We start from the raw sequence: 22,234 nt of genomic DNA on the forward strand, positions 1-22,234 counted from the left end.
GGAGCGAGCTTGCCCGCGAAGGGCTTCACAAGCCTTCGATCAACGCCCGGTAATCCCCCACCGCCGCGAACTCCGCGGTGTCTTTCGGCCCTCTGCGGCTGTCCGGCTGGCTCACCGCCAGCAACTGCGCCACACCAAAGTCCCGCGCACTGCGCAGGATGGGCAGGGTGTCGTCGATGAACAGGCTGCGGGCCGGGTCGAACCGGATATCGGCCTGCAAGGCGTCCCAGAACTGGGGGCTTTCCTTGGGGAAACCGTAGTCGTGGGAACTGATCAGGCGTTCGAAGTATGGCGCCAGTTCGATCCGTTCCAGCTTCAATGACAGGGAGTCGCGATGGGCGTTGGTGATCAGGATCACCCGCTTTCCGGCTTGCTTGATGGCTGCAAGAAAGGTGTCTGCGTCCGGACGCAGGGCGATCAGGTGCGCGGTTTCCAGCTTCAACTCGCGCACCGGCAGTTGCAGTTCGGCGCTCCAGAAGTCCAGGCAATACCACTGCAACTGGCCGGCGTTGCGTTCGAACAGGGGCTGCAGCTCCAGCTCGGCCATGGCCCGGCTGACCCCGTGCAGCTCGGCGTAGCGCTGGGGCAGGTGTTCCATCCAGAAATGGTTGTCGTAGTGCAGGTCCAGCAAGGTGCCGTCCATGTCCAGCAGGACGGTATCGATCTGGTGCCAGGGCAGTAGGGCCATCGAACACTTCTCCAGTGGTAAGAAAACAGCCGACCGGCGGGGTCGACAAGGCCAGTGGGGCATGGAGGCCCGGTCACTAGAACGGATAGAAAGGAGCCGCCTCGAAGAGGGCGGTCACACGCAGTAAACAATAGGTTCCGCCGTGGTGCTGTGCACCGGCAATCTGCAACCCAGTCACTTTAAAACAGGCTGTATAGTAACCCGCTATCGCCAAGGAGCCCGCTATGCGCCAGAAACCCACCGTACTCGCCCGCGAGATCGTCGCCACCAGTCGTCTGTTCTGTGTCGAAGAGGTGCAGTTGCGGTTTTCCAATGGCGTCGAACGTACCTATGAGCGCCTGGTGGGCAAGGGCGCCGGCTATGGCGCGGTGATGATCGTGGCAATGCTCGACGCCGAGCATGCAGTGTTGGTGGAGGAATACTGCGGAGGCACCGACGCCTACGAGCTGTCGTTGCCCAAGGGCCTGATCGAGCCGGGGGAGGATGTGCTGGCAGCGGCCGAGCGCGAGCTCAAGGAAGAGGCCGGGTTTGGCGCGCGGCAACTGGAGCACCTGACCGAGCTGTCGCTGTCCCCGGGCTACATGAGCCAGAAGATCCAGGTAGTGCTGGCCACCGATCTGTATGAAGAGCGCCTGGAAGGCGACGAGCCGGAGCCGATGCGGGTCGACAAGGTCAACCTGCGCGAACTGGCGAGCCTGGCGCAGAACCCTCAGTTCAGCGAAGGCCGGGCCCTGGCTGCGCTGTACCTGACCCGCGACCTGCTGAGCCAGCGCGGGGTCTTTCAAGCATGAGCGAGACGTCAATGAATTTTCCCCACCCCTTGCTGGCGCCGGTTGCCGAGCTGGCCCTGCGTGCCGGTGAAGCGATCCTGCCGTTCTGGCGCGCCGATGTGGCGGTCAATCACAAGGCCGACGAGTCGCCGGTGACCGCCGCCGACCTGGCCGCCCATCACCTGATCGTGGCCGGCCTCACGGCCCTGGACCCGAGCATCCCGGTGCTGTCCGAAGAGGATGCGGACATTCCCCAGGCCACCCGCGCCAGCTGGCAGCGCTGGTGGCTGGTGGACCCGCTGGACGGCACCAAGGAATTCATTTCCGGTAGTGAAGAATTCACCGTCAATATCGCCCTGATCGAGCAGGGGCGGGTGGTGTTCGGCGTGGTGTCGATGCCCACCAGTGGCCGCTGCTACCTGGGCGGTGCCGGCCTTGGGGCCTGGCGCGTGGATCGCGGGCAGGCACCGCAGGCGATCCAGGTGCGTGAGCAACCGGGGGCCGGCGAGGCGTTTACCGTGGTGGCCAGCCGCCGGCATTCGAGCCCGGAGCAGGAACGTCTGCTCAGTGGTTTGAGCGCCGCCTTGGGTGAATTGCAACTGGCCAATATCGGCAGTTCGCTGAAGTTCTGCCTGCTGGCCGAAGGCGCGGCGGACTGCTATCCGCGCCTGGCGCCCACCTCGCAGTGGGACACCGCGGCGGCCCAGGGCGTGCTCGAAGGCGCGGGCGGCGAGGTGCTGGATCTCAGCGGTGCGCCGTTCTGCTATCCACCTCGGGAGTCGTTGCTCAACGGCTTCTTCCTGGCCCTGCCGGCCAAGGCGCCCTGGCGCGCCAAGTTGCTGGAACTGGCCCGCTCCTGATCACCTCGCGGCGACTTGCCGCTGCCACCCTGGTGCAGGAGCCGGCTTGCCGGCGACGGGGCCCTTGGGCCCTGTGCAAGCATTTCCGGCCTCTTCGCTGGCAAGCCAGCTCCTACAGATTTGAGCCGGGTCGCAAACGGGTTAGCGGTGCAGGACGTACTGGCCGGTAAAACGCACGGCGTCTTCTGCGCTGCCGGCATTGACGACCCGGGTGTGCAAGGTCAGCCGGGCACGGCCGTAGCGCTGATACATGGCGAGGAATTTGTTCCAGACCTTGTCATCCGGTGCGGCGCAGATCGCCACGGCGTCGCCGGTCACCGGCAGCGGGTAACTGATCTGGCCTTCCTGGATGACGATATGCCCGTCATCGATGCCCTGTTCCTTGAGCCGCAGGTGCAGCCAGCCCCAGCCGGCGAGCACCGCACCGCAGTACAGGCTGCCGCCGAACATGGTGCTCTTGTGGTTGACGTTGGCCTCCAGGGGCAAGTGCAGGCGCAACTCTTGCCCCTGCCAGTCGAGCACCTGCAGACCCATGTCCCGTGTCAGGGGGATGTCGTGGTGGAGGATGGATTCCAGGTATCGACTGTCGCGATTCATGCCGGGGCCTCAGGGGTAAAGGGAATAGCGGAACGCTTCATTCTGATTCGTCGCCGGGCTGGTTGGCGCCGCCGTCGGCGAAGTTCAAACCGTGCTTGCGCAGCTTGTCGTGCAGGGTCTTGCGTGGAATCCCCAGGGCTTCGGCGAGGCTGCGCATGGAGCTGTGGGGCTGGGCCATTTCAGCGGCGATCAGGGTCTTTTCGAAGTGCTCCACCTGCTCGCTCAAGCCTCCTTCGATCAGGCTCGGGGCCGCAGCCGCGGGAGTACCCGGCTCGTTGTTGTCCAGGGCCAGTTCCAGGCCCAGGGCGAAGCGTTCGGCGGCGTTCTGCAGCTCGCGCACGTTGCCCGGCCAGCTGTGGCGCAGCAGCAAGGCACGGTGTCCGGGTTGCAGTTCCTGGGGGGGCAGGCCGTGGCGGGTGCTGGCTTCGTCGGCGAAGTGCTGGAACAGCATCAGCACGTCTTCGCCACGCTCGCGTAGCGGCGGAATGCGCAGCGGCGCGACGTTCAGGCGGTAGTAGAGGTCGGCGCGAAAGCGTCCCTGGTCCGCGGCCTGGCGCAGGTCTTCCTTGGTGGCGGCGATGATGCGGATATCCAGCGGGATCAATTGATTGCCCCCCAGGCGTTCCACCACCCGCTCCTGCAGCAGGCGCAGCAGCTTGACCTGGACATCCAGGCTCATGCTTTCGATCTCATCGAGGAACAGGGTGCCGCCGTTGGCAAATTCGAACTTGCCGATGCGGCGTTTCTGCGCGCCGGTGAAGGCCCCCGGCTCGTGGCCGAACAGCTCGCTTTCCACCACCGACTCCGCCAGGGCACCGGCGTTGATCGCCACGAACGGCCCGTTGCGCCGTCCGGAGAGATCGTGCAGGGCACGGGCCACCACTTCCTTGCCGGCGCCGGTCTCGCCGAGGATCAGCACATCGGCCCGGGTCGCCGCCAGGGCGCCGATCTGCTGGCGCAGGCGCAGCATCGGCGGCGACTGGCCTACCAGCCGTGCACTGAGTTCCTGACGGTCGCTGAGGGCCAGGCGCAGGCTGCGGTTGTCCAGCACCAGGCGCCGCCAGTCCAGGGCGCGGCGCACACTGTCCAGCAGGGCATCGCTGGCGAAGGGCTTTTCCAGAAAGTCATAGGCGCCGGCACGCATGGCCTGCACGGCCAGGGGCACGTCGCCGTGGCCGGTGATCAGCAGCACCGGCAGTTCCGGGTCCTGGGCATGCAGCTGGTTGAGCAGCTCCAGGCCGTCCATGCCGGGCATGCGGATGTCGCTGACCACCACCCCCGGCCAATCCCGCTCCAGGCGCGGCGCCAGGCCCTGGGCTTCGGCCAGGGACAGCACCTTGAGCCCCGCCAGGTCCAGGGTCTGGCTCAGGGCCTGGCGCAGGTGGGGATCGTCGTCGATCAGCACCACTTGCAACTGAGGATCGAGGCTCTCGGGATGGCTCATCGCTCACTTTCCAGATCGTGTCGGGGCCGGGAGCGCCGGGCCGGACAGGGTTGATATCGGGTGCCGCTCTGCTTCATACCCCGCGGTCCTCGGAGGGCTGCAGGCTGACTCCGGGGGCCCCGGCCCGCAGGCGCAGGGTGATCAGGGCCCCGCCTTCGCGGTGGTTGGCGAATGACAGTTCACCACCGAAGGCACGCATCAGGGTGTCGCAGATGGCCAGCCCCAGGCCCAGGCCCTGAGTACGGGTCTTGGTGGTGTAGAACGGCTCTCCGGCGCGACCCAGCGCTTCCATGCAGAAGCCCGGACCGTTGTCGCGAATGTACAGGTTGACGCCGGTGGCGGTGGATTCGGCACTCAGCCAGAGTTTGCGCGGTGGGCCTTTTTCCGTCAGGGCATCCAGGGCATTGGCCAGCAGGTTGCCCAGTACCTGGCGCAGGCGGGTTTCCCCGGCTTCGACCCACAGGGTGGCAGCCGGCAGGTCGCGGATCAGTTCCACTTCCATGGCCCGGCGGCGCTTGGCCAGCAGCGCCAGGGCGTCGTCCAGGGCCGGTTGCAGGGCCACGCTTTCCGGGGCGTGGTGATCGCGCCGGGCGAAGGCCCGCAGGTGGGCAATGATCGAGGCCATGCGCCCGGTCAGTTCGCTGATCAGTTTGAGGTTGCCTCGGGCGTCGTCGGTGCGCTGGTGGTCCAGCAGCACTTCGGCGTTCTCGGCATAGCTGCGGATCGCCGCCAGGGGCTGGTTGAGCTCGTGGCTGATGCTGGCCGACATGGTGCCCAGAGCCGAGAGCTTGCCGGCCTGGACCAGGTTGTCCTGGGCCCGCACCAGTTCCTGCTGGGCGTTCTCGCGCTCCAGCACTTCCTGCTTCAGGCGCCGGTTGAGGCTTTCCAGGTCGCTGGTGCGCTCGGCCACACGCATCTCCAGCTCGCGCCGCGCCTTGGCTTCGAAGGCGATCCGCTCCAGATAGTGGCGGCGGCGCTGCATCATCAGGCCGAGCAACAGCATCAGCACCAGCAGCGCGGCGGCGCCCACGGCCACTACCGTGCGCACCGGCCGGTCGATCAGGGTGCGCGGCGCGAGGATGCTCACGGCCCAGCGGGTTTCGTCGATCTGCTGGGTTTGGGTCAGCCAGGCATTGGGGTTGAGGTTCAGCGGCCTTGGGTCGCGAGTCGGATAGGGCTGGATGGCGACGATCGCCTGGCGTTCCTCGTCGCTCAGCGGCCGGGTCGCGCGAAAGCGCCATTCCGGGCGCGAGGTGAGGATCACCACGCCATTGTGGTCGGTCAGCAGCAATTGCTCGGGGGTCCGTCCCCAGAGGCTTTCGGTGTGGTCCAGGTCGACCTTGACCACCAGCACGCCAAGGATCCGCTCGCCATCGCGCACCGCGGCAGCAAAGAAGTAACCGCGCTTGGCCGAGGTGGTGCCCAGGCCGAAGAAGCGCCCCAGGCGCCCGGCCATAGCCTCGCTGAAATAGGGGCGGAAGGCGAAATTGCGACCGACGAAGCTGTCGTGCTTGTCCCAGTTGGAGGCTGCCAGGGTCTTGCCGCTGGTGTCCATCAGGTACATCACCTCGGCGCCGGTCTGGGCACTGATGTTCTTCAGCAGGCGGTTGGCGTTGCCCTGGGTCACGCCATCGTCCGGGGCGCCGAGTACCGCGCGCAGTGCCGGCAGGTCGCCGAGGATCTGCGGCAGCACTTCGTAGCGGTGCAGGGTGCCCAGCAGGTTGGCCACGTACAGGTCGAGGGTCTGGCGGTTCTGGCTGGTCAGCTCGTTGCGGTAGTAGCGCTCCGCCAGATGCTCCAGTGGCCACAGCAACGGCGCCAGGCACAGTGCCAGCAAGGCCAAGCTGCGCCAGCGAGGGCGACGGGGAAGGGGTGGGGTCATGGAAAAGGCGCCTGTGGATACAGGCGCATTATGCCTAGCCCTGCTCGGCAAGACACTCGCGCAATGCGGTGTGCCAGTCCGGCTGGACCACGCCCCACTCCCGTGCCAGGCGGCTGCAGTCCAGGCGCGAGTTCAACGGCCGCGGCGCCGGTGTCGGGTAAGCGCTGGAAGGGATGGCTTCAAGGACGGCGCAGGGTTTGTCCATGGCCAGCAACTGCTCGCCGATGGCCTGGGCAAAGCCGAACCAGGAAGTCTCGCCGTGGGCGGTGAGGTGGTAGGTGCCCCAGGCGCCGGGCTGCCCGGCTCGCCAACGCTCGATCAGCGCCCGGGTGCTGGTGGCGATGGTGCCGGCCCAGGTGGGCGCGCCGATCTGGTCGGCCACCACCCGCAGCTCGGGTTTTTCCTGCAGCAGGCGCTGCATGGTCAGCAGGAAGTTCTTGCCATGGCTGGAGTAGACCCAGCTGGTGCGCAGGATCAAATGCTGGCCCTGGACCAGCCGGATCGCCCGTTCGCCAGCCAGCTTGCTCTCGCCGTAGACACTCAGCGGGTTGGGCTCGTCGTCCTCAACATAGGGCGTTTCCTTGCTGCCATCGAACACGTAGTCGGTGGAGTAGTGAATCAGCGGCACACCCAGCTCGAAGGCTTCCTGGGCGAAGATCCCGGGGGCCGTGGCGTTGATCGCAAAAGCCAGCTCCGGCTCGCTCTGGGCCTGGTCGACGGCGGTGTGGGCGGCGGCATTGATGATCAGGTCCGGGCGAATGGCGCGCACTTGCTGGCGGATCTGTTCCGGGTGGCTCAGGTCCAGTTGCTCACGACCCAGGACCACCAGCTCACCGAGGTCGCCGAGGCGCTGCTGCAGCTCCCGGGAGACCTGGCCGTGCTGGCCGCTGATAAGGATTTTCAGAGGAGCGTTCATGGGAACAGATCGGCCTCTTCTAGGCTATTACCTTTCTGGTCCTTGGCCGAGAGCGTTGGCATATCCTGCAACTGCCAGTTGATCGCCAGGGTCGGATCGTCCCAGCTGATGCAACGCTCAGCAGAAGGCGTGTAGTAATCGGTGGTCTTGTAGAGAAACTCGGCAGCGTCGCTGAGTACTACGAAGCCATGGGCGAACCCTTCGGGAATCCATAGTTGGCGATTGTTATGTGCAGACAGGCGAACACTTGCCCAACGGCCAAAGTTCGGGGAGCTGCGCCGGATATCGACGGCTACGTCCAGAACCTCGCCGGCAATCACCCGGACCAGTTTTCCCTGCGGGTGCTCAATCTGGTAGTGCAGACCACGCAGGACGTTCTTGACGGATCGCGAGTGATTGTCCTGTACAAAGCTCTTCTGCAAGCCGGTGGCCTCTTCAAAGGCCTTGGCATTGAAGCTCTCGTAGAAGAAGCCACGCTCGTCGCCAAAGACCTTGGGCTCGATAATCAGTACACCGGTGAGCTCTGTCTGAATGATGTTCATTGGGTCTCCCCCGCCAGAGTGAACAGGTACTGGCCATAGCCGGTCTTGCCGAAGTAAGCGGCGCGCTCCAGCAGGTGCTCGCGGCTGATCCAGCGGTTCTCATAGGCGATCTCTTCCAGACAGGCGACTTTCAGGCCCTGGCGATGCTCGATGGTCTGCACGTATTGCGAGGCCTCCAGCAGGCTGTCGTGGGTGCCGGTGTCGAGCCAGGCAAAGCCCCGGCCAAAACGCTCCACGTGCAGGTCGCCACGCTTAAGGTAGGCGTTGTTGACGTCGGTGATCTCCAGTTCGCCCCGGGGCGAAGGCTTGACGTCCCTGGCAATCTGCACCACGTCATTGTCGTAGAAATACAGGCCGGTGACCGCGTAGCTGGACTTCGGCTTCTTGGGTTTCTCTTCGATGGACAGGGCACGGCCCTCGCTGTCGAAGTCGATGACCCCGAAACGCTCCGGGTCCTTGACCCAGTAGCCGAACACCGTGGCACCTCGGGTGCGCTTGGCGGCATCGCGCAGCTGTTCGCCGAAGTACTGGCCGTGGAAGATGTTGTCGCCCAGGATCAGGCACACCGGGTCATTGCCGATGAACTCCTCGCCAATCAGGAAGGCCTGGGCCAGGCCATCCGGCGAAGGCTGTTCGGCGTAGCAAAAACGCACGCCGAACTGGCTGCCGTCACCCAGCAGGTTGCGGTATTGCGGCAGGTCCTGGGGGGTGGAGATGATCAGGATGTCCTGGATGCCGGCCAGCATCAGTACCGAGATCGGGTAGTAGATCATCGGCTTGTCGTAGATTGGCAGCAGCTGCTTGGACACACCGAGGGTGATGGGGTGCAGACGGGTGCCGGAGCCGCCCGCCAGAACAATGCCTTTGATCATGCAATCAGATCCTTGATGTCGGTGGAACCCAGGCGTTGGCCCTGGTAGCTGCCGTCTTGTACCCGGCGGCACCACTCGAGGTTTTCCAGGTACCACTGCACGGTCTTGCGCAGGCCACTGGTGAAGGTTTCTTCCGGAACCCAGCCCAGCTCGCGCTCGATCTTGCCGGCGTCGATGGCGTAGCGCAGATCGTGGCCGGGGCGGTCCTGGACGAAGGTGATGAGGTCGGCGTAGTGAGCCACGCCCTGGGGTTTCTGCGGGGCCAGCTCTTCCAGCAGGCTGCAGATGCCGCGTACCACGTCGATGTTCTTCTGCTCGTTGTGGCCGCCGATGTTGTAGGTCTCGCCGACCGTGCCTTCGGTCATCACCTTGAACAGGGCCCGGGCGTGATCCTCGACATACAGCCAGTCGCGCACCTGCAGGCCGTTGCCGTACACCGGCAGCGGTTTGCCTGCCAGGGCGTTGAGGATCACCAGCGGAATCAGCTTTTCGGGGAAGTGGAACGGGCCGTAGTTGTTGGAGCAGTTGGTGATCAGCACCGGCAGCCCATAGGTACGCTGCCAGGCGCGGACCAGGTGGTCGGATGCGGCCTTGCTGGCGGAGTAGGGCGAGCTGGGGGCGTAGGGCGTGGTTTCGGTGAACAGGTCATCGACGCCATGCAGGTCGCCATAGACCTCATCGGTGGAAATATGGTGGAAACGGAAAGCGGCTTTTTCCGCCTCGGGCAATGTGTGCCAGTAGGCGCGGGTCGCTTCCAGCAGGCTGTAGGTGCCGACGATATTGGTCTGGATGAAGTCGGACGGCCCGTCGATGGAGCGGTCGACATGGGACTCGGCAGCCAGGTGCATGATCGCGTGGGGCTGGAAGCGCGCCAGCACGGCGCTGACGGTGGCCTGGTCGACGATATCGGCCTTGACGAACTCATAGCGGCTGTTGCTGGCGATGCTGTGCAGCGATTCCAGGTTGCCTGCGTAGGTCAGTTTGTCCAGGTTCAGCACTTCGTGTTCCGTGTGCTGAAGCAGATGGCGGACCAGGGCCGAGCCGATAAAACCGGCTCCGCCGGTAACGAGAATGCGCATATTTGGGGCCTGTATCCTTGAAAACGGTCATTTGCTGCGACGAATGCAGCATAGCTTGTCGATAGGACGCCTAGGGTGCAATAGCAACAACCGCTTGATTGCTCTGCGAACCGTCGGAAATTTCGCCGGCCGAAGTTTACAGCAGGCAAGGCTCTGGTCTTGCCTGTGCGCTTTGGGGTTGCGCATTAACTTGCGCAGTGGCGATATAAGCGCCCTATAACAATTCCAGGGGTCGTTGTATGTTGCTCGCCACCTTGATCCACCGTGCCAGTCTGCCCAGCCCGCAAGTCTTAGCGCAGCAAGCGCTGGAGTTGCTGGAAAGCCACTACGGCCTGCACGGCACCCTGCACTCGCTGGGCAGCCAGCAAGACCTCAACTATCGCGTCGACAGCCCCCAGGGGCGGTTTGTCCTGAAGATCTGCCGCGGCGACTACTCGGTCCTGGAGTTGCAGGCGCAGCACGCCGGCCTCAAGCATCTGCAACAGCACCCGGAGCTGCGAGTGCCCAGGGTCATCCCGGCGACAAACGGCGCGGACCTGCTGTCCCTGGAGATCGCCGGGCAAGCGCTGCACGTGCGCCTGCTGGACTATATAGAAGGCCGCTCCCTGACCCAGCTGCCGCACCTGGGCGGCGAGCTGGTGGCGGGCCTGGGCCGGCTGTGCGGGCAGATGGACCTGGCCCTGGCGGATTTCGAGCATCCGGGCCTGGAGCGCACCCTGCAATGGGACGCCCGGCATGCCCAGGCATTGATCGGGCATCTGCTGCCGGTCATTGCCGACCCGCAGCAACGAGCGGTGATCGCCAGCGCCGCGCAACGCGCCGAGCGCCGCCTGCATCCGCTGCTGGAGCAACTGCCGGTGCAGGCCATCCATATGGACATCACCGATGACAACGTGGTCTGGCAGCGGGATGAAGCACGGCATTGGCAGGTGCAGGGGGTGATCGATTTCGGCGACCTGATCCGCACCTGGCGCATCACCGACCTGTCGGTGACCTGCGCGGCGCTGCTGCATCACGCCGAGGGCGACCCGCTGCGCATCCTCCCGGCGATCCAGGCCTACCATCAGGTCAACCCGTTGCAACGGGCGGAGCTGCTGGCGCTCTGGCCTCTGATCGTGGCCCGGGCGGCGGTGCTGGTGCTCAGTGGCGAGCAGCAGGTCTGCATCGACCCGGGCAATGCCTACAGCCGTGCCAACCTGAGCCACGAGTGGGAGATTTTCCAGGTCGCCAACTCGGTGTCGTTCGAGTTCATGGAGGCGGCGATTCTCACCGCTGTCGGGCACGCACTGCCTGCCATCGGCGCTGAAGGGTTCGCCCCGCTGTTGCCGAGCCTGGTGGGGCGCGAATTCGCCCTGATCGACCTGGGCGTGCTCAGCCCGCACTTCGAGGCGGGCAATTGGGAGCAGCCGGGGATCGACGATCGCCTGTTGGCCGAAGCTGGCGCCGCCCATGGCCTGGCCGCCAGCCGCTATGGACAGTACCGCCTGTCGCAGACCCGTCCCGATAGCGCCGAGGAACCCTCGACCTGCCCCTTGCATGTACAACTGCAAGTGCCGCCAGGCACCGCTGTGGAAGCGCCGTTCGCCGGGGTCCTGCACCGTGGCGAGCAAGGCCTGTTGCGCCTCGATGGCCCGACCCTGAGTGTGCACCTGTGGGGCGTCGAGCCTTCGTTGCAGCCGGGAGCGGCGCTGGTCAAGGGCCAGGTGCTGGGCGCCGTGGCGGCGGATGGTCGGCTCAAGGTGCAGCTGTGTCGCGCTGCCGAACTGGATCCGCCGCTGTTCTGTACACCGTCCCGAGCCCCGGCCTGGCAAGCCCTTTGCCCCTCGCCGGCGGCGCTGCTGGGGCTGGCCTGCGATGCCGAGCCGGAACTGGATCCGCAAACCCTGCTGGAGCGTCGTGACGCCAGTTTTGCCCGCTCGCAGAAGCACTATTACCTCGACCCGCCGCGGATCGAGCGCGGCTGGCGCAACCACTTGATCGACATGCAGGGGCGTTCCTACCTGGACATGCTCAACAACGTCGCGGTGCTGGGCCACGGTCACCCGCGCATGGCCGCTGAAGCGGCGCGGCAATGGTCGCTGCTCAACACCAACTCGCGTTTCCACTATGCGGCGATCGCCGAGTTCTCCGAGCGCCTGCTGGCCCTGGCACCGGATTCCATGGACCGGGTGTTCCTGGTCAACAGCGGCACCGAGGCCAATGACCTGGCGATCCGCCTGGCCTGGGCCTACAGCGGCGGGCGCGACATGCTCAGTGTGCTGGAGGCCTACCACGGCTGGTCGGTGGCGGCTGACGCAGTGTCCACCTCCATCGCCGACAACCCCCAGGCCCTCACCAGCCGTCCGGAGTGGGTGCACCCGGTGACCGCGCCCAACACCTATCGCGGCGAGTTCCGCGGCCAGGACAGCACCCCGCACTACCTGCGCAGCGTCGACCAGCAACTGCACAAGCTGGATGAGCAGCAACGCCAGCTGGCCGGTTTCATCTGCGAACCCGTGTATGGCAACGCCGGAGGGATTTCGCTGCCACCGGGCTACCTGCAGCAGGTCTACGAGCGGGTGCGGGCTCGGGGCGGGGTGTGCATCGCCGACGAGATCCAGGTCGGCTACGGGCGCATGGGCCAGTTCTTCTGGGGCTTCGAGGAGCAGGGCGTGACCCCGGACATCATCACCATGGCCAAGGGCATGGGCAACGGCCAGCCCCTGGGTGCGGTGATCACCCGGCGGGAAATCGCCGAAGCGCTGGAGGCCGAAGGCTATTTCTTCTCCTCGTCCGGCGGCAGCCCGGTCAGTTGCCGCATCGGCATTGCGGTGCTGGACGTGATGCAGGAAGAGAAACTCTGGGAAAACGCCCAGGTGGTCGGTGAACACTTCCGGCAGCGCCTGGAGGCGCTCAAGGAAAACCACCCGCTGGTGGGAGCGGTGCATGGTTCCGGTTTCTACCTTGGGCTGGAACTGATCCGCGATCACGCCACCCTGGAACCGGCCACCGAGGAAACCACCCTGCTGTGCGAACGCCTGCGCGAGCTGGGGATTTTCATGCAACCTACCGGCGATCACCTGAACATCCTCAAGATCAAGCCGCCGATGGTCACGACTCGCCAGAGCGTGGATTTCTTCGTCGACATGCTGGCCAAGGTGTTGAGCGAAGAGCTGTAGGCGCAGGGCTCTGCTTTGCGTTGACCTCCATTCGCCGGCCGGCTCCTGCAACGCTTGGTAGGAGCCGGCTTGCCGGCGAATGCGTTTCTTTATAATTCGATTGTTATCGGCTTTTTGTCGTTAATTTATCGTGGTTAATGGTTTTTCAGCTTTTAAGGTCGATATTTATCGGATATAAAGTGGCCATATCCAGGCCCGGCCTCGCCGTGCCCGGTGCCTTGTGTCCGTTGTCATCGACCGCTTCGCCTTGCCCAGGAGTTGATCCATGAGCCGTACCGTTACCGTCGCCGCTACCCAGATGGCCTGTTCCTGGGACCTTGAGGCCAACCTCGAAACCGCTGAGAAACTGGTACGCGAAGCCGCGGCCAAGGGGGCGCAGATCATCCTGATCCAGGAACTGTTCGAGGCGCCTTACTTCTGCCAGAAGCCCAATCCGGATTACCTGCAACTGGCCACCACGGTGGACAGCAACCCCGCCATCGCGCACTTCCAGAAAGTCGCCAGGGAGCTGCAAGTGGTGCTGCCCATCAGCTTCTACGAGCTGGCCGGGCGGGCGCGTTTCAACAGCATCGCGATCATCGATGCCGATGGCAGCAACCTCGGAATTTATCGGAAAAGCCACATCCCGGATGGCCCCGGCTACCACGAAAAGTACTACTTCAACCCGGGCGATACCGGCTTCAAGGTATGGAACACCCGCTACGCGAAGATCGGCGTGGGCATCTGCTGGGACCAGTGGTTCCCCGAGTGCGCCCGCAGCATGGCCTTGCAAGGCGCGGAGATTCTCTTCTACCCCACCGCCATCGGCAGCGAGCCCCACGACCAGACAATTTCCTCCCGCGACCACTGGCAGCGGGTGCAGCAGGGCCATGCCGGGGCCAACCTGATGCCGCTGATCGCCAGCAACCGCATCGGCAACGAAGAGCAGGACGGCTACGACATCACCTTCTACGGCTCGTCCTTCATCGCCAATCAGTTCGGCGAGAAGGTTCAGGAGCTCAACCAAACTGAAGAAGGTATCCTTGTGCACAGCTTCGACCTCGACGAGCTCGAGCACATCCGCAGCGCCTGGGGCAGTTTCCGTGACCGTCGTCCGAACCTCTATGGCGCGCTGAAAACCCTCGACGGTTCCCTGGAGTCCTGAACACTATGAGCACTTTGCACAGCACGCCGCGCGCCGACGGTTTCTACATGCCCGCCGAATGGGCGACCCAGACCCAGGCCTGGATGATCTGGCCCGAGCGCCCGGACAACTGGCGCCTGGGCGGCAAGCCGGCGCAGGCCGCCCATGCCGCGGTGGCCAAGGCCATCGCGCGCTTTGAACCGGTGACAGTGGCCGTGTCCGCGGCCCAGTATGAAAACGCCCGGGCACGCCTGGACGTGCCCCATATCCGTGTGGTGGAAATGTCCAGCGACGACGCCTGGGTCCGCGACACCGGCCCGACTTTCGTCATCAACGCCAGCGGCGAAGTGCGCGGCGTGCACTGGGGATTCAACGCCTGGGGCGGCTTCGAAGGCGGCCTGTATTCGCCGTGGAACCGCGACGAGCAGGTCGCCAGCAAGGTGCTGGAAATCGAACGTTGCCAGGAGTACCGCACCGAGGGCTTCGTGCTCGAAGGTGGCTCGATCCACGTCGATGGCGAAGGCACCCTGATCACCACCGAGGAATGCCTGCTCAACCACAACCGCAACCCGCACCTGTCCCGCGAAGAGATCGAGGCGGTACTGCGCGAGCATCTAGCGGTGGAGCAGATCGTCTGGCTGCCGGACGGCCTGTACAACGACGAAACCGACGGCCATGTGGATAACTTCTGCTGCTATGTGCGCCCGGGCGAAGTGCTGCTGGCCTGGACCGACGATCCCCAGGATCCGAACTACCCGCGTTGCCAGGCCGCCCTGCAGGTGCTGGAAAACACCCGTGACGCCAAGGGCCGCACCTTCAAGGTGCACAAGATGCCGATTCCCGGCCCCTTGTACGCCACCGAAGAGGAATGCGCCGGGGTCGACGCGGTAGAGGGCAGCCAGGAGCGCAACCCTTCGGTGCGGCTGGCGGGTTCCTACGTGAACTTCCTGATCGTCAATGGCGGGATCATCGCGCCCAGCTTTGACGACCCGATGGACGCCCAGGCCAAGGCCATCCTGCAGCAGCTGTTTCCCGAGCACGAAGTGGTGATGGTGCCGGGCCGTGAACTGTTACTGGGGGGCGGCAATATCCACTGCCTTACCCAGCAACAGCCCGCGCCACAGCGGATTTGAGTGCCGTTGTAACAGCCGATGCCGGTTGTTTGCCGGTGCCGGCCCGGCCCGTGGCCTGAGCTTCACCAGCCAGCCCGCAGCCTAGACAGGCCGCGGGCTTTTTCATGGCCGTATATCGGCACGGGTGGCACATTGGCATAGCTCTTGTATCTCTCCTGGCGTGATTCTGAGACATGGAGAACGGTGTTGTTCTGTCATAAAGCTTGGATAAGTTAGGCCGCTCAGATACCAGGAGAGCGCTGGAATGAACATGGTCAGCGAGCGGGCGTCCCATCCCTTGGCAATGAATAACGAGTCGCTGCAGGTGCTGGCCCAGTGGTTGAAGTCCAATGGAACGCGTCAGATCAGGGAACCTGATCCGCGCCGGATCATCATTGAGCGTTACCCCGCTGGATTGCTCAGCGAGGCGGAACTGCAGGCGTTGTGGGATGTGGTGAAAGGATAGACAAACAAGGGATTGTGCGAAGCGCTGCCGGGATGGCAGCGCTTTTTTTTGCCTGGCATTCAGATGCCGGGCGTCCGGGTGTCAGAAGCGGTAGTTGCCGGTGACCACCAGGCTGCGAGGGTCGCCCGGCTGGATCTGGAAGGCGCTGGTGGCGGAACTGTAGTACTCGCGGTCGGCGATATTGTTCAGCGCAGCGCGTACGTCCCAGTCCTTGTGCCGGTAACCGGCCAGGGCGTCCCAGCGGCCATAACCGGGCAGCGCCACGGTGTTGCTGCTATCGGCGAAGCGGTCGCCGACCAGGGTCAGGCCGGTCTCGGCGTACCAGCCCAGTTCCGGTTTCCAGGTGATGAACAGGCTGCCATTGCGCTTGGCGACGTTGTTCACGCGCTTGTCTTCGAAGCCGTTGTTGTCCTTGACCACCACGGCGTCCTGCAGGCCGATGCCGCCGCGCAGGTACCAGTTGCCGACGATCTTGCCGGTGCCCGTCAGCTCGATGCCGCGGGAGCGTTGCAGCCCGGTGAGCAGGGTGATGCTGCGGTCCTGCGGATCGGAGGTGCGACGGTTGTAGAGCTCCAGCTCATACACCGCCAGGGTGGTGCTCAGGCGTTCGCCCAGCCAGTCGCTCTTGACTCCGACTTCCTTCTGCCGGGTGAGCTCAGGGCTCAGGTCGTTGCCGTTACCGGCGGCGTTCGGGGTGATGCCGATCAGGCCGCCGCCCACCGGTGAGAACGACTTGCTCCATGAGGCATAGAACGAGTGGTGCTCCAGCGGCGTCCAGACCACCCCCAGGCGCGGGCTGACGCTGTGGCTCTCGCGGCTTTCGGAGAGCCCGTTCTTGCGGTTGCTGGTCTGCACATCGAAGTTGTCGTAGCGCAGGCCGGCGAGCAATTGCCATTGATCGTTCAGGCGCAGTTGATCCTGCACATAGAGGGCCCGGCTTTCGACCTCGGTGTGGTTGTTGCTGGAGACCTGCATGCGGCCGGTGTGGCTCTGGTACGGGTTGGGGTTGTACAGGTCGACGGCGGGCACCGCCTGGCTGCCCGGCCCGGAAGTGGCGGCGTTGTAGAGGATCGGGTCGCGGCGCTGGCTGCCGAGCTCCAGGCCGGTGAGCAGGCGATGTTCCAGGCCGAAGGTGTCGAAACGGCCCTCCAGTTCGGTGTTGTTGTAGACGTTGCGGGTCTTCAGGTCCTGCTGCCAGCGTTGGCGTTGGACCTTGCCCGTCGTGGCGTTGTAGCCGGTCTGGTAGGTGTTGTCGAAGTCGCTGTCGAGCTTGAATACCCCCAGGGTGTGGCGCAGTTGCCAGTTCTCGCTGAGCTCGTAGCTCAGCTTGGAGCGCAGGGACTGGGACTTGTCGTCGATGTAGTCGCGGTGATCGCCGTAGGTGGTGTCGCGGCTGACGTCCGCCGGGCGTCCGTTGACCCCGGGGATGCCGCGGTCCGGGGTGCGGTTGTAGCGGCTGTATTCGTACTGCACCAGCCAGTTCAGGTCCGGGGTCAGTTGCCAGCTCATGGACGGGGCGAACAGTTGGCGGTTGCCGCTGACGCCTTTGCGGAAACTGTTCCGGTCCTCGTTGCCCAGGTTCAGGCGCAGGCTGATGTTCTCTGTCGGGTCGGCGCTGAGGTCGGCATACAGGCTGCGCAGGTCCTGGCTGCCGCCCTGGACTTCGACGCTGGAGCGGCGGCCGAATTCCGGCAGCTTGCTCACCCGGTTGATGATCCCGCCCTGGCTGCCACGGCCGTAGAGCACTGCCGCCGGGCCCTTGAGCACTTCGATGCGCTCGATGTTGTGCAGGTCGCGCACGTATTGGCTGTCGTCGCGGATGCCGTCCAGGTAGAAGTCGTTACTGGCATCGAAGCCGCGGATCCGCAGGCTGTCGAAGCGCGTGTCCGAGCCGCTGCTGACGTTGGGAATGCCACTCAGGGCGCTGCCCAGGTCGTTGACGCCGTAGTCCAGCACGTTGGCGGTCTTGATTGTGTCGATGGCCTGGGGCACGTAGCGCGCCGGGGTCGAGGTACGGGTTGCAGTGCTGACTTCCTTGACCCGTGGGTCATCGGGGTCGGCTTCGGCCTCGGCACTGATGGAGGTCATCGGCAGGGTAGTGCTGGCAGCGCAGGCAAAACCGCTGGCCAGCAGGGTGCAAAGACCCAGGGACAGGGGCATGAGGCGGAAATGGGCAGGCATCTGAAACGCATCCGAGAAGGGGGAATTCGAGGGTGCTAATGGTAATGCTTGTCATTAACAGATGTTAAATATTCCCTAATAAGTTCCCCGGGCTATTTGTTTCTGAATGTATCTTTCGGGTATCGGTTCGCATACTGAGGCTAAACAGACGGATTCGACCGGTTACAGCAACAGACTAAAAGCCAATTCGAGGTTTTTCCCTTGGCGCGCGCGGCCTAGTCTGCGTGACATCGAATTTTCAAGACCTTGCTGGAGCCCAGATATGTCCTTGGCCACCCTTCACTATATTTATGACCCCCTGTGCGGCTGGTGCTACGGTGCCAAGCCGCTGGTGCAGGCCGCCCAGGCGGTGGTGCCGGTGGTGGCCCATGCCGGCGGCATGATGACCGGGCGCAACCGCCAGCCGGTCTCGCCGCAACTGCGCGATTACGTCATGCCCCATGACCGGCGGATCGCCGAGTACACCGGGCAGCCTTTTGGCCAGGCCTATTTCGAGGGCCTGCTGCGGGATGAGACGGCCACCTTCGACTCGGCGCCGCCGATTGCCGCCGTACTGGCGGCCCAGGCTATGGAAGGGCGGGGCCTGGAATTTCTGGGCCGGTTGCAGACGGCGCATTATCTGGAAGGACGCAGGATCGCCGACCGGCAGGTGCTGCTGGAGCTGGCGCAGGCCCAGGGGTTTGCCCCGGCCGCCTTCGAGGCGGCCTTCGACCAGGCGGTGGCCCATGAACTGGACAACCATATAAAGGCCAGCCGGGCCCTGTTGGCCAAGGTCGGCGGGCAAGGCTTCCCGACCCTGGTGCTGGAGCGCGATGGTCGTTACCAGCTGCTCGACATCAGCCCCTGGCTGGGCAAACCCGAGGCCTTCGCCGACTGGCTGAAGACCTCCCTGGGCGCCGATAGCGGCCCTCACGATGGCGTGGTCCAGGCCTGTGGCCTGGACGGTTGCACACCCTGAACTCACCTGACCTGCGTGGAGTCACCCATGGATAACCTAGCGTTGATCAAGAGCACCTACGAAGGTGCCAACTCCCAGGAAAATGCGCGCAACACCGCAGCGGCCCTGGCCCCCGATGCCCGCTGGACCGAGGCGGCGGGCTTTCCCTATGCCGGCACCTATATAGGGTTCGAGGCGGTGCTGGAGCACGTCTTCAAGCGCCTGGGCTCGGAATGGCAGGACTTCACCTTCAAGGTCGAGAACTATGTGGCCCAGGGCGACAAGGTGTTCGCCTATGGCAATTACCAGGGCGTCTACAAGGCCTCGGGCAAACCGATCGATGTACGGGTGGCTCACTTGTGGACACTTAAAGATGGCAAGGTCACCCACTTCGAACAATTCGTGGACAGTCACAGTGTGCAGCTGGCAATGCTCTAGCCCGCAGTTCTTAGAATATTTTCAGCTATTCAAAGACGATTCACGAAATTGACACGTTGTTAAAGGCGCAGATAGGATTCGCCCCAACGCCTGTGGCCAGGAGCCATATTTCAGAATAATAAAAGGCCCACCGTGCTCACCCGCGGTCGGGCTTTTTTGTTTCAACGGTAGAAGAGCGTTCAATCGCCATAGCCGCGGAGCTCACAGCGCGTCACCAAACCGTAATAAGGAAAATAAAATGTTTAAACAGCGGATCTGCTTGATTGCACTGGGGATTTTGAGCGCTACACAGGCCATGGCCGACGGCCAGGCCGACGCCAAGGGTTTTGTTGAAGACAGCAGCCTGAAAGTGCTGTTGCGCAACGCCTACATCAACCGTGACTACAAAGATGGCAACCCGGACAAGGCTGAATGGGGCCAGGGTTTCATCGGCACCTTCTCCTCGGGCTTCACCCAAGGCACCGTGGGCGTGGGCGTTGACGCCTTCGGCCTGTACGCACTGCGCCTGGACGGCGGCAAGGGTCGCAGCGGTGCCGGCGGCATCGACTTCTTCAAGCAGGGTGACAGCGGTAGCGCTGCAGACGACCTGGCCAAGGCCGGTGCTGCAGTCAAGTTCCGTTTCTCCAACACTGTGCTGACCTACGGTGACCAGATGCCGGCCCTGCCGGTGCTGAACTACGACAACTCGCGCCTGCTGCCGGAAAGCTACACCGGTACCCTGATCACCTCCAAGGAGATCAAGGGCCTGGAGCTGAACGCAGGTCACTTCACCGCCGAATCGCGCAAGAGCGCCGAAGGCCGTGACAGTGGTGGCCTGAAGTCGATCAACGTATTGGGCGGTAGCTACCAGTTCACCGAGCAGTTCAAGGGCGCGCTGTACGCTTCCGACGTCGAAGACGTGCTGAAGAAGCAGTACATCAACCTGAACTACGTGTTCCCGCTGGCCACTGACCAGTCCCTGACCCTGGACTTCAACGGCTACCGTACCGAGCTGGACAAGTCCTACGCCGAGAAGGCTAAAGCCGGCGGCGAAGACAACAAGATCTGGAGCCTGGCAGCCACCTACGCCATGGGCCCGCACTCCTTCACCCTGGCGCACCAGCGCAGCACCGGCGACAGCCACCTGGGCTATGCCTACGGCGGCTACCAGCGCGGTCAGAACCGCGTGGGCGATGGCGGCAACACCATCTACCTGGCCAACTCCTACTGGTCCGACTTCAACGCCGAAGACGAGCGCAGCTGGCAGCTGGGCTACGGTCTGGACTTCGGCGCCTTCGGCGTACCGGGCCTGACCTATAACGTGGCCTACGTGCGTGGCGACAATATCACCACCTCCACTACCACTGGCGGCAGCGAGCGTGAAATCTTCAACCAGTTCAAGTACGTGGTACAGAGCGGTCCAGCCAAGGACCTGAGTGTGAAAGTACGTAGCTCGGTACTGCGGGTTTCGCAGAAGTCTTCCGAGTACAACGTGGGTGGCAACGAACTGCGTGTGTTCGTCGACTACCCGATCAACGTGTTCTGATGAACGCCTGATCACCGCCTGACTTCAGGTGGCGCAATGGAAAAAGCCCCGACTGGTTCGGGGCTTTTTTGTGCCTGGGCATCCGGGATGCAGAAATGCCCGGGATGGCGGGTGACTGTTCTCGCCCGGGTGCTTTTTTCAGCCAGTGGTTGGCGCATATCAATCTTGTTACAGTCCACCCCCCCTGTCTCCTCACGGATGATTTCGATGTTCCGTACCCTGCTATCCGGCCTGTGCCTGCTGAGCGTCGCCAGCATCGCCCACGGCCAGCAAGCGACTGCGCCCGAGCAGTTGCTGAGCGACTTCTCCCGCTGCGATGCGCAGTTCTTCCAGAACCTGAATACCGCCCGACTGCCGACCGGCACCTTGAGCCTGGCCCGGTACGGTGCGGTAAGCGCGCCCAAGGTCATGAACCCTTTGCAGGAAGGCGGGCGCTACCAGGCCTTCGAACAGCCGCTGCTGGTCAATGGCGTGCGCCTGGTGGGCTACTACAACGAAGCCCAGTCGCTGAAGTCGGTGGGCAACCTGCTGTTCTGGGGCTTTGTCGCCGAGGGCCAGCCCAAGGATGTGGCAGCGGCGCTCAAGCCGCTGCTGGTGGACAACAGCCGCCTGAAGCAAGACCGCAGCGCCATGAGCCGGATGGAGATCCGCCGGGTCGGCGACCCCATCGACCAGTGGCGCACCGAAGGCCTGGCGGGCGGTGGCGTGGCTACGCCGTTCGGTTATGTCGAACGCATCCTGAGCATCGACATCGGTACCACCCACGCACCGATTGCCGGCCGCACCACGATCTTCTGCAGCTTGCAGGGTACGGTCACCGCGCCGTTGCTGCAGGTGTATCGCCCTGACCTCAACGCCCATCTGCTGGATTGAAAAACATGCCTTCATTGTCTGTACGCGGGTCGCTCCTGCTTGTGTGTGCCCTTGCTGTGACTGGCTGCGCCAGCCTGCAGAGCCAGGACCAGATCAACTACGCCCATTGCCGCATGGTGGGCCAGGCTTCCAAGGCCGAAAAATTCGACGTGGTGCTGCAAGAGGCCGACCTGTGCCTTGAGAAGAACCAGCTGAGCCAGCCCATGCAGAGCCTGGTGTACTGGCTCAAATCCGATGCCTACGCCAGCTTCAAGCGTTACCCGGAAGCCATCGCCGCCAAGGAAAAATCCATCGAGCTGGGCCCCAAGCCCGATGCTCGGGCGGTGCTGGACCTGAGCCGTCTGTATCGCGAAGCGGGCAACCCGCAAAAGGCCCTGGAGCTGGTGCAGTCCAACCTTGACAACAACCTGGGCGAGGCGGGCAAGGGCAGCGGTTTCAACATGCCGACTTACTACCACCTAGGCCAGACGCTGTACGACCTGGGTCGCTATCGCGAGGCCGCGGAAGCCTACAGCACCGGCCTGTTGAAGCAGCCCGACTATGCCTGGGCCTTCTACCACCGCGGCCTGGCCTACGACAAACTGGGCCAGACCGACGACGCTCGCGCCGACTTTGCCCAGTTCGCCAAGCTGGTGAACCAGAAGTACGTCGAGCCGCAGCACCAGGCCAAGCTGGCCGAGTACAAGATCAAGCTGCCTTGAATGCAGCGTGGTTGATGCAATAAAAAAGGCTCGCCTGATCGCGAGCCTTTTTTTATCCGCGAGCGCTGTT

The 22,234-nt window shown here is 63.9% G+C and carries 20 protein-coding genes; 11 read left to right on the forward strand and 9 right to left on the reverse strand.

Annotation, left to right across the window (positions count from 1 at the left end; translation table 11 throughout):
- Window positions 1-25 precede the first annotated feature (25 nt).
- Window positions 26-688, reverse strand: a complete 663-nt coding sequence (yrfG, locus tag A9971_RS12010; RefSeq protein WP_015633779.1) for a GMP/IMP nucleotidase — start codon at window positions 686-688, stop codon at window positions 26-28.
- A gap of 224 nt (window positions 689-912) precedes the next feature.
- Here yrfG and nudE point away from each other — a divergent pair, with 224 nt between their 5' ends.
- Complete coding sequence (nudE, locus tag A9971_RS12015) at window positions 913-1,479, forward strand: ADP compounds hydrolase NudE (RefSeq protein WP_011058675.1); 567 nt, start codon at window positions 913-915, stop codon at window positions 1,477-1,479.
- 11 nt (window positions 1,480-1,490) lie between these two features.
- A complete protein-coding gene (gene cysQ / locus A9971_RS12020; protein ID WP_011058676.1) occupies window positions 1,491-2,318 on the forward strand; it encodes a 3'(2'),5'-bisphosphate nucleotidase CysQ in 828 nt (275 codons plus the stop codon).
- A gap of 141 nt (window positions 2,319-2,459) precedes the next feature.
- Here the strand turns inward: cysQ and A9971_RS12025 are convergent, their stop codons facing one another.
- The 7 genes from A9971_RS12025 to rfbB all read right to left on the reverse strand — a co-directional run bounded on the left by A9971_RS12025 (window position 2,460) and on the right by rfbB (window position 9,650).
- Window positions 2,460-2,915 (reverse strand): YiiD C-terminal domain-containing protein, encoded by a 456-nt coding sequence (locus A9971_RS12025; protein WP_011058677.1) that lies wholly within the window; start codon window positions 2,913-2,915, stop codon window positions 2,460-2,462.
- Window positions 2,916-2,952: 37 nt separating this feature from the next.
- Window positions 2,953-4,359: a sigma-54 dependent transcriptional regulator gene (locus A9971_RS12030; RefSeq protein WP_047283498.1), complete on the reverse strand. Its 1,407-nt coding sequence runs from the start codon at window positions 4,357-4,359 to the stop codon at window positions 2,953-2,955.
- A gap of 73 nt (window positions 4,360-4,432) precedes the next feature.
- Window positions 4,433-6,241 (reverse strand): ATP-binding protein, encoded by a 1,809-nt coding sequence (locus A9971_RS12035; RefSeq protein WP_041115219.1) that lies wholly within the window; start codon window positions 6,239-6,241, stop codon window positions 4,433-4,435.
- Window positions 6,242-6,275: 34 nt separating this feature from the next.
- A complete protein-coding gene (gene rfbD, locus A9971_RS12040) occupies window positions 6,276-7,157 on the reverse strand; it encodes a dTDP-4-dehydrorhamnose reductase (protein ID WP_015633783.1) in 882 nt (293 codons plus the stop codon).
- Window positions 7,154-7,699 carry a dTDP-4-dehydrorhamnose 3,5-epimerase gene (gene rfbC, locus A9971_RS12045; RefSeq protein ID WP_183000642.1) on the reverse strand — a complete coding sequence of 182 codons (546 nt, stop codon included), beginning with the start codon at window positions 7,697-7,699 and terminating at the stop codon, window positions 7,154-7,156. The genes rfbD and rfbC overlap by 4 nt, the downstream gene beginning before the upstream one ends.
- A complete protein-coding gene (gene rfbA, locus A9971_RS12050; protein WP_183000643.1) occupies window positions 7,696-8,571 on the reverse strand; it encodes a glucose-1-phosphate thymidylyltransferase RfbA in 876 nt (291 codons plus the stop codon). The genes rfbC and rfbA overlap by 4 nt, the downstream gene beginning before the upstream one ends.
- Window positions 8,568-9,650 (reverse strand): dTDP-glucose 4,6-dehydratase, encoded by a 1,083-nt coding sequence (gene rfbB / locus A9971_RS12055; protein WP_015633786.1) that lies wholly within the window; start codon window positions 9,648-9,650, stop codon window positions 8,568-8,570. The genes rfbA and rfbB overlap by 4 nt, the downstream gene beginning before the upstream one ends.
- A 239-nt stretch (window positions 9,651-9,889) precedes the next feature.
- Between rfbB and A9971_RS12060 the strand changes: the two genes are divergently transcribed.
- From A9971_RS12060 to A9971_RS12075, 4 genes are all read left to right on the forward strand, one after another.
- The gene (locus tag A9971_RS12060; RefSeq protein WP_183000644.1) at window positions 9,890-12,808 is read left to right on the forward strand and encodes an aminotransferase; all 2,919 of its coding nucleotides are present in this window, start codon (window positions 9,890-9,892) and stop codon (window positions 12,806-12,808) included.
- 265 nt (window positions 12,809-13,073) lie between these two features.
- Window positions 13,074-13,952, forward strand: a complete 879-nt coding sequence (gene aguB / locus A9971_RS12065) for an N-carbamoylputrescine amidase (RefSeq protein ID WP_183000645.1) — start codon at window positions 13,074-13,076, stop codon at window positions 13,950-13,952.
- Between the two features lie 5 nt (window positions 13,953-13,957).
- Window positions 13,958-15,064, forward strand: coding sequence for an agmatine deiminase (gene aguA / locus A9971_RS12070; RefSeq protein WP_183000646.1), 1,107 nt, complete (start codon window positions 13,958-13,960; stop codon window positions 15,062-15,064).
- Between the two features lie 244 nt (window positions 15,065-15,308).
- Window positions 15,309-15,509, forward strand: a complete 201-nt coding sequence (locus tag A9971_RS12075; protein ID WP_011058687.1) for a hypothetical protein — start codon at window positions 15,309-15,311, stop codon at window positions 15,507-15,509.
- Between the two features lie 81 nt (window positions 15,510-15,590).
- Here the strand turns inward: A9971_RS12075 and A9971_RS12080 are convergent, their stop codons facing one another.
- Window positions 15,591-17,690: a TonB-dependent siderophore receptor gene (locus tag A9971_RS12080; protein WP_011058688.1), complete on the reverse strand. Its 2,100-nt coding sequence runs from the start codon at window positions 17,688-17,690 to the stop codon at window positions 15,591-15,593.
- Window positions 17,691-17,952: 262 nt separating this feature from the next.
- Here A9971_RS12080 and A9971_RS12085 point away from each other — a divergent pair, with 262 nt between their 5' ends.
- From A9971_RS12085 to A9971_RS12105, 5 genes are all read left to right on the forward strand, one after another.
- Entirely contained in the window at window positions 17,953-18,648 is a 696-nt protein-coding gene (locus tag A9971_RS12085) for a DsbA family protein (protein WP_011058689.1), read from the forward strand.
- Window positions 18,649-18,675: 27 nt separating this feature from the next.
- Window positions 18,676-19,065, forward strand: coding sequence for a nuclear transport factor 2 family protein (locus tag A9971_RS12090; protein WP_015633792.1), 390 nt, complete (start codon window positions 18,676-18,678; stop codon window positions 19,063-19,065).
- Between the two features lie 238 nt (window positions 19,066-19,303).
- Entirely contained in the window at window positions 19,304-20,590 is a 1,287-nt protein-coding gene (locus A9971_RS12095; protein WP_183000647.1) for an OprD family porin, read from the forward strand.
- Window positions 20,591-20,797: 207 nt separating this feature from the next.
- Window positions 20,798-21,463, forward strand: a complete 666-nt coding sequence (locus tag A9971_RS12100) for a hypothetical protein (protein ID WP_259652325.1) — start codon at window positions 20,798-20,800, stop codon at window positions 21,461-21,463.
- A 5-nt stretch (window positions 21,464-21,468) separates the two neighbouring features.
- A complete protein-coding gene (locus A9971_RS12105; RefSeq protein ID WP_011058694.1) occupies window positions 21,469-22,164 on the forward strand; it encodes a tetratricopeptide repeat protein in 696 nt (231 codons plus the stop codon).
- The last annotated feature ends 70 nt before the right edge of the window (window positions 22,165-22,234 follow it).

Source organism: Pseudomonas sp. UME65, from assembly GCF_014170225.1.
GTDB lineage: Bacteria > Pseudomonadota > Gammaproteobacteria > Pseudomonadales > Pseudomonadaceae > Aquipseudomonas > Aquipseudomonas protegens.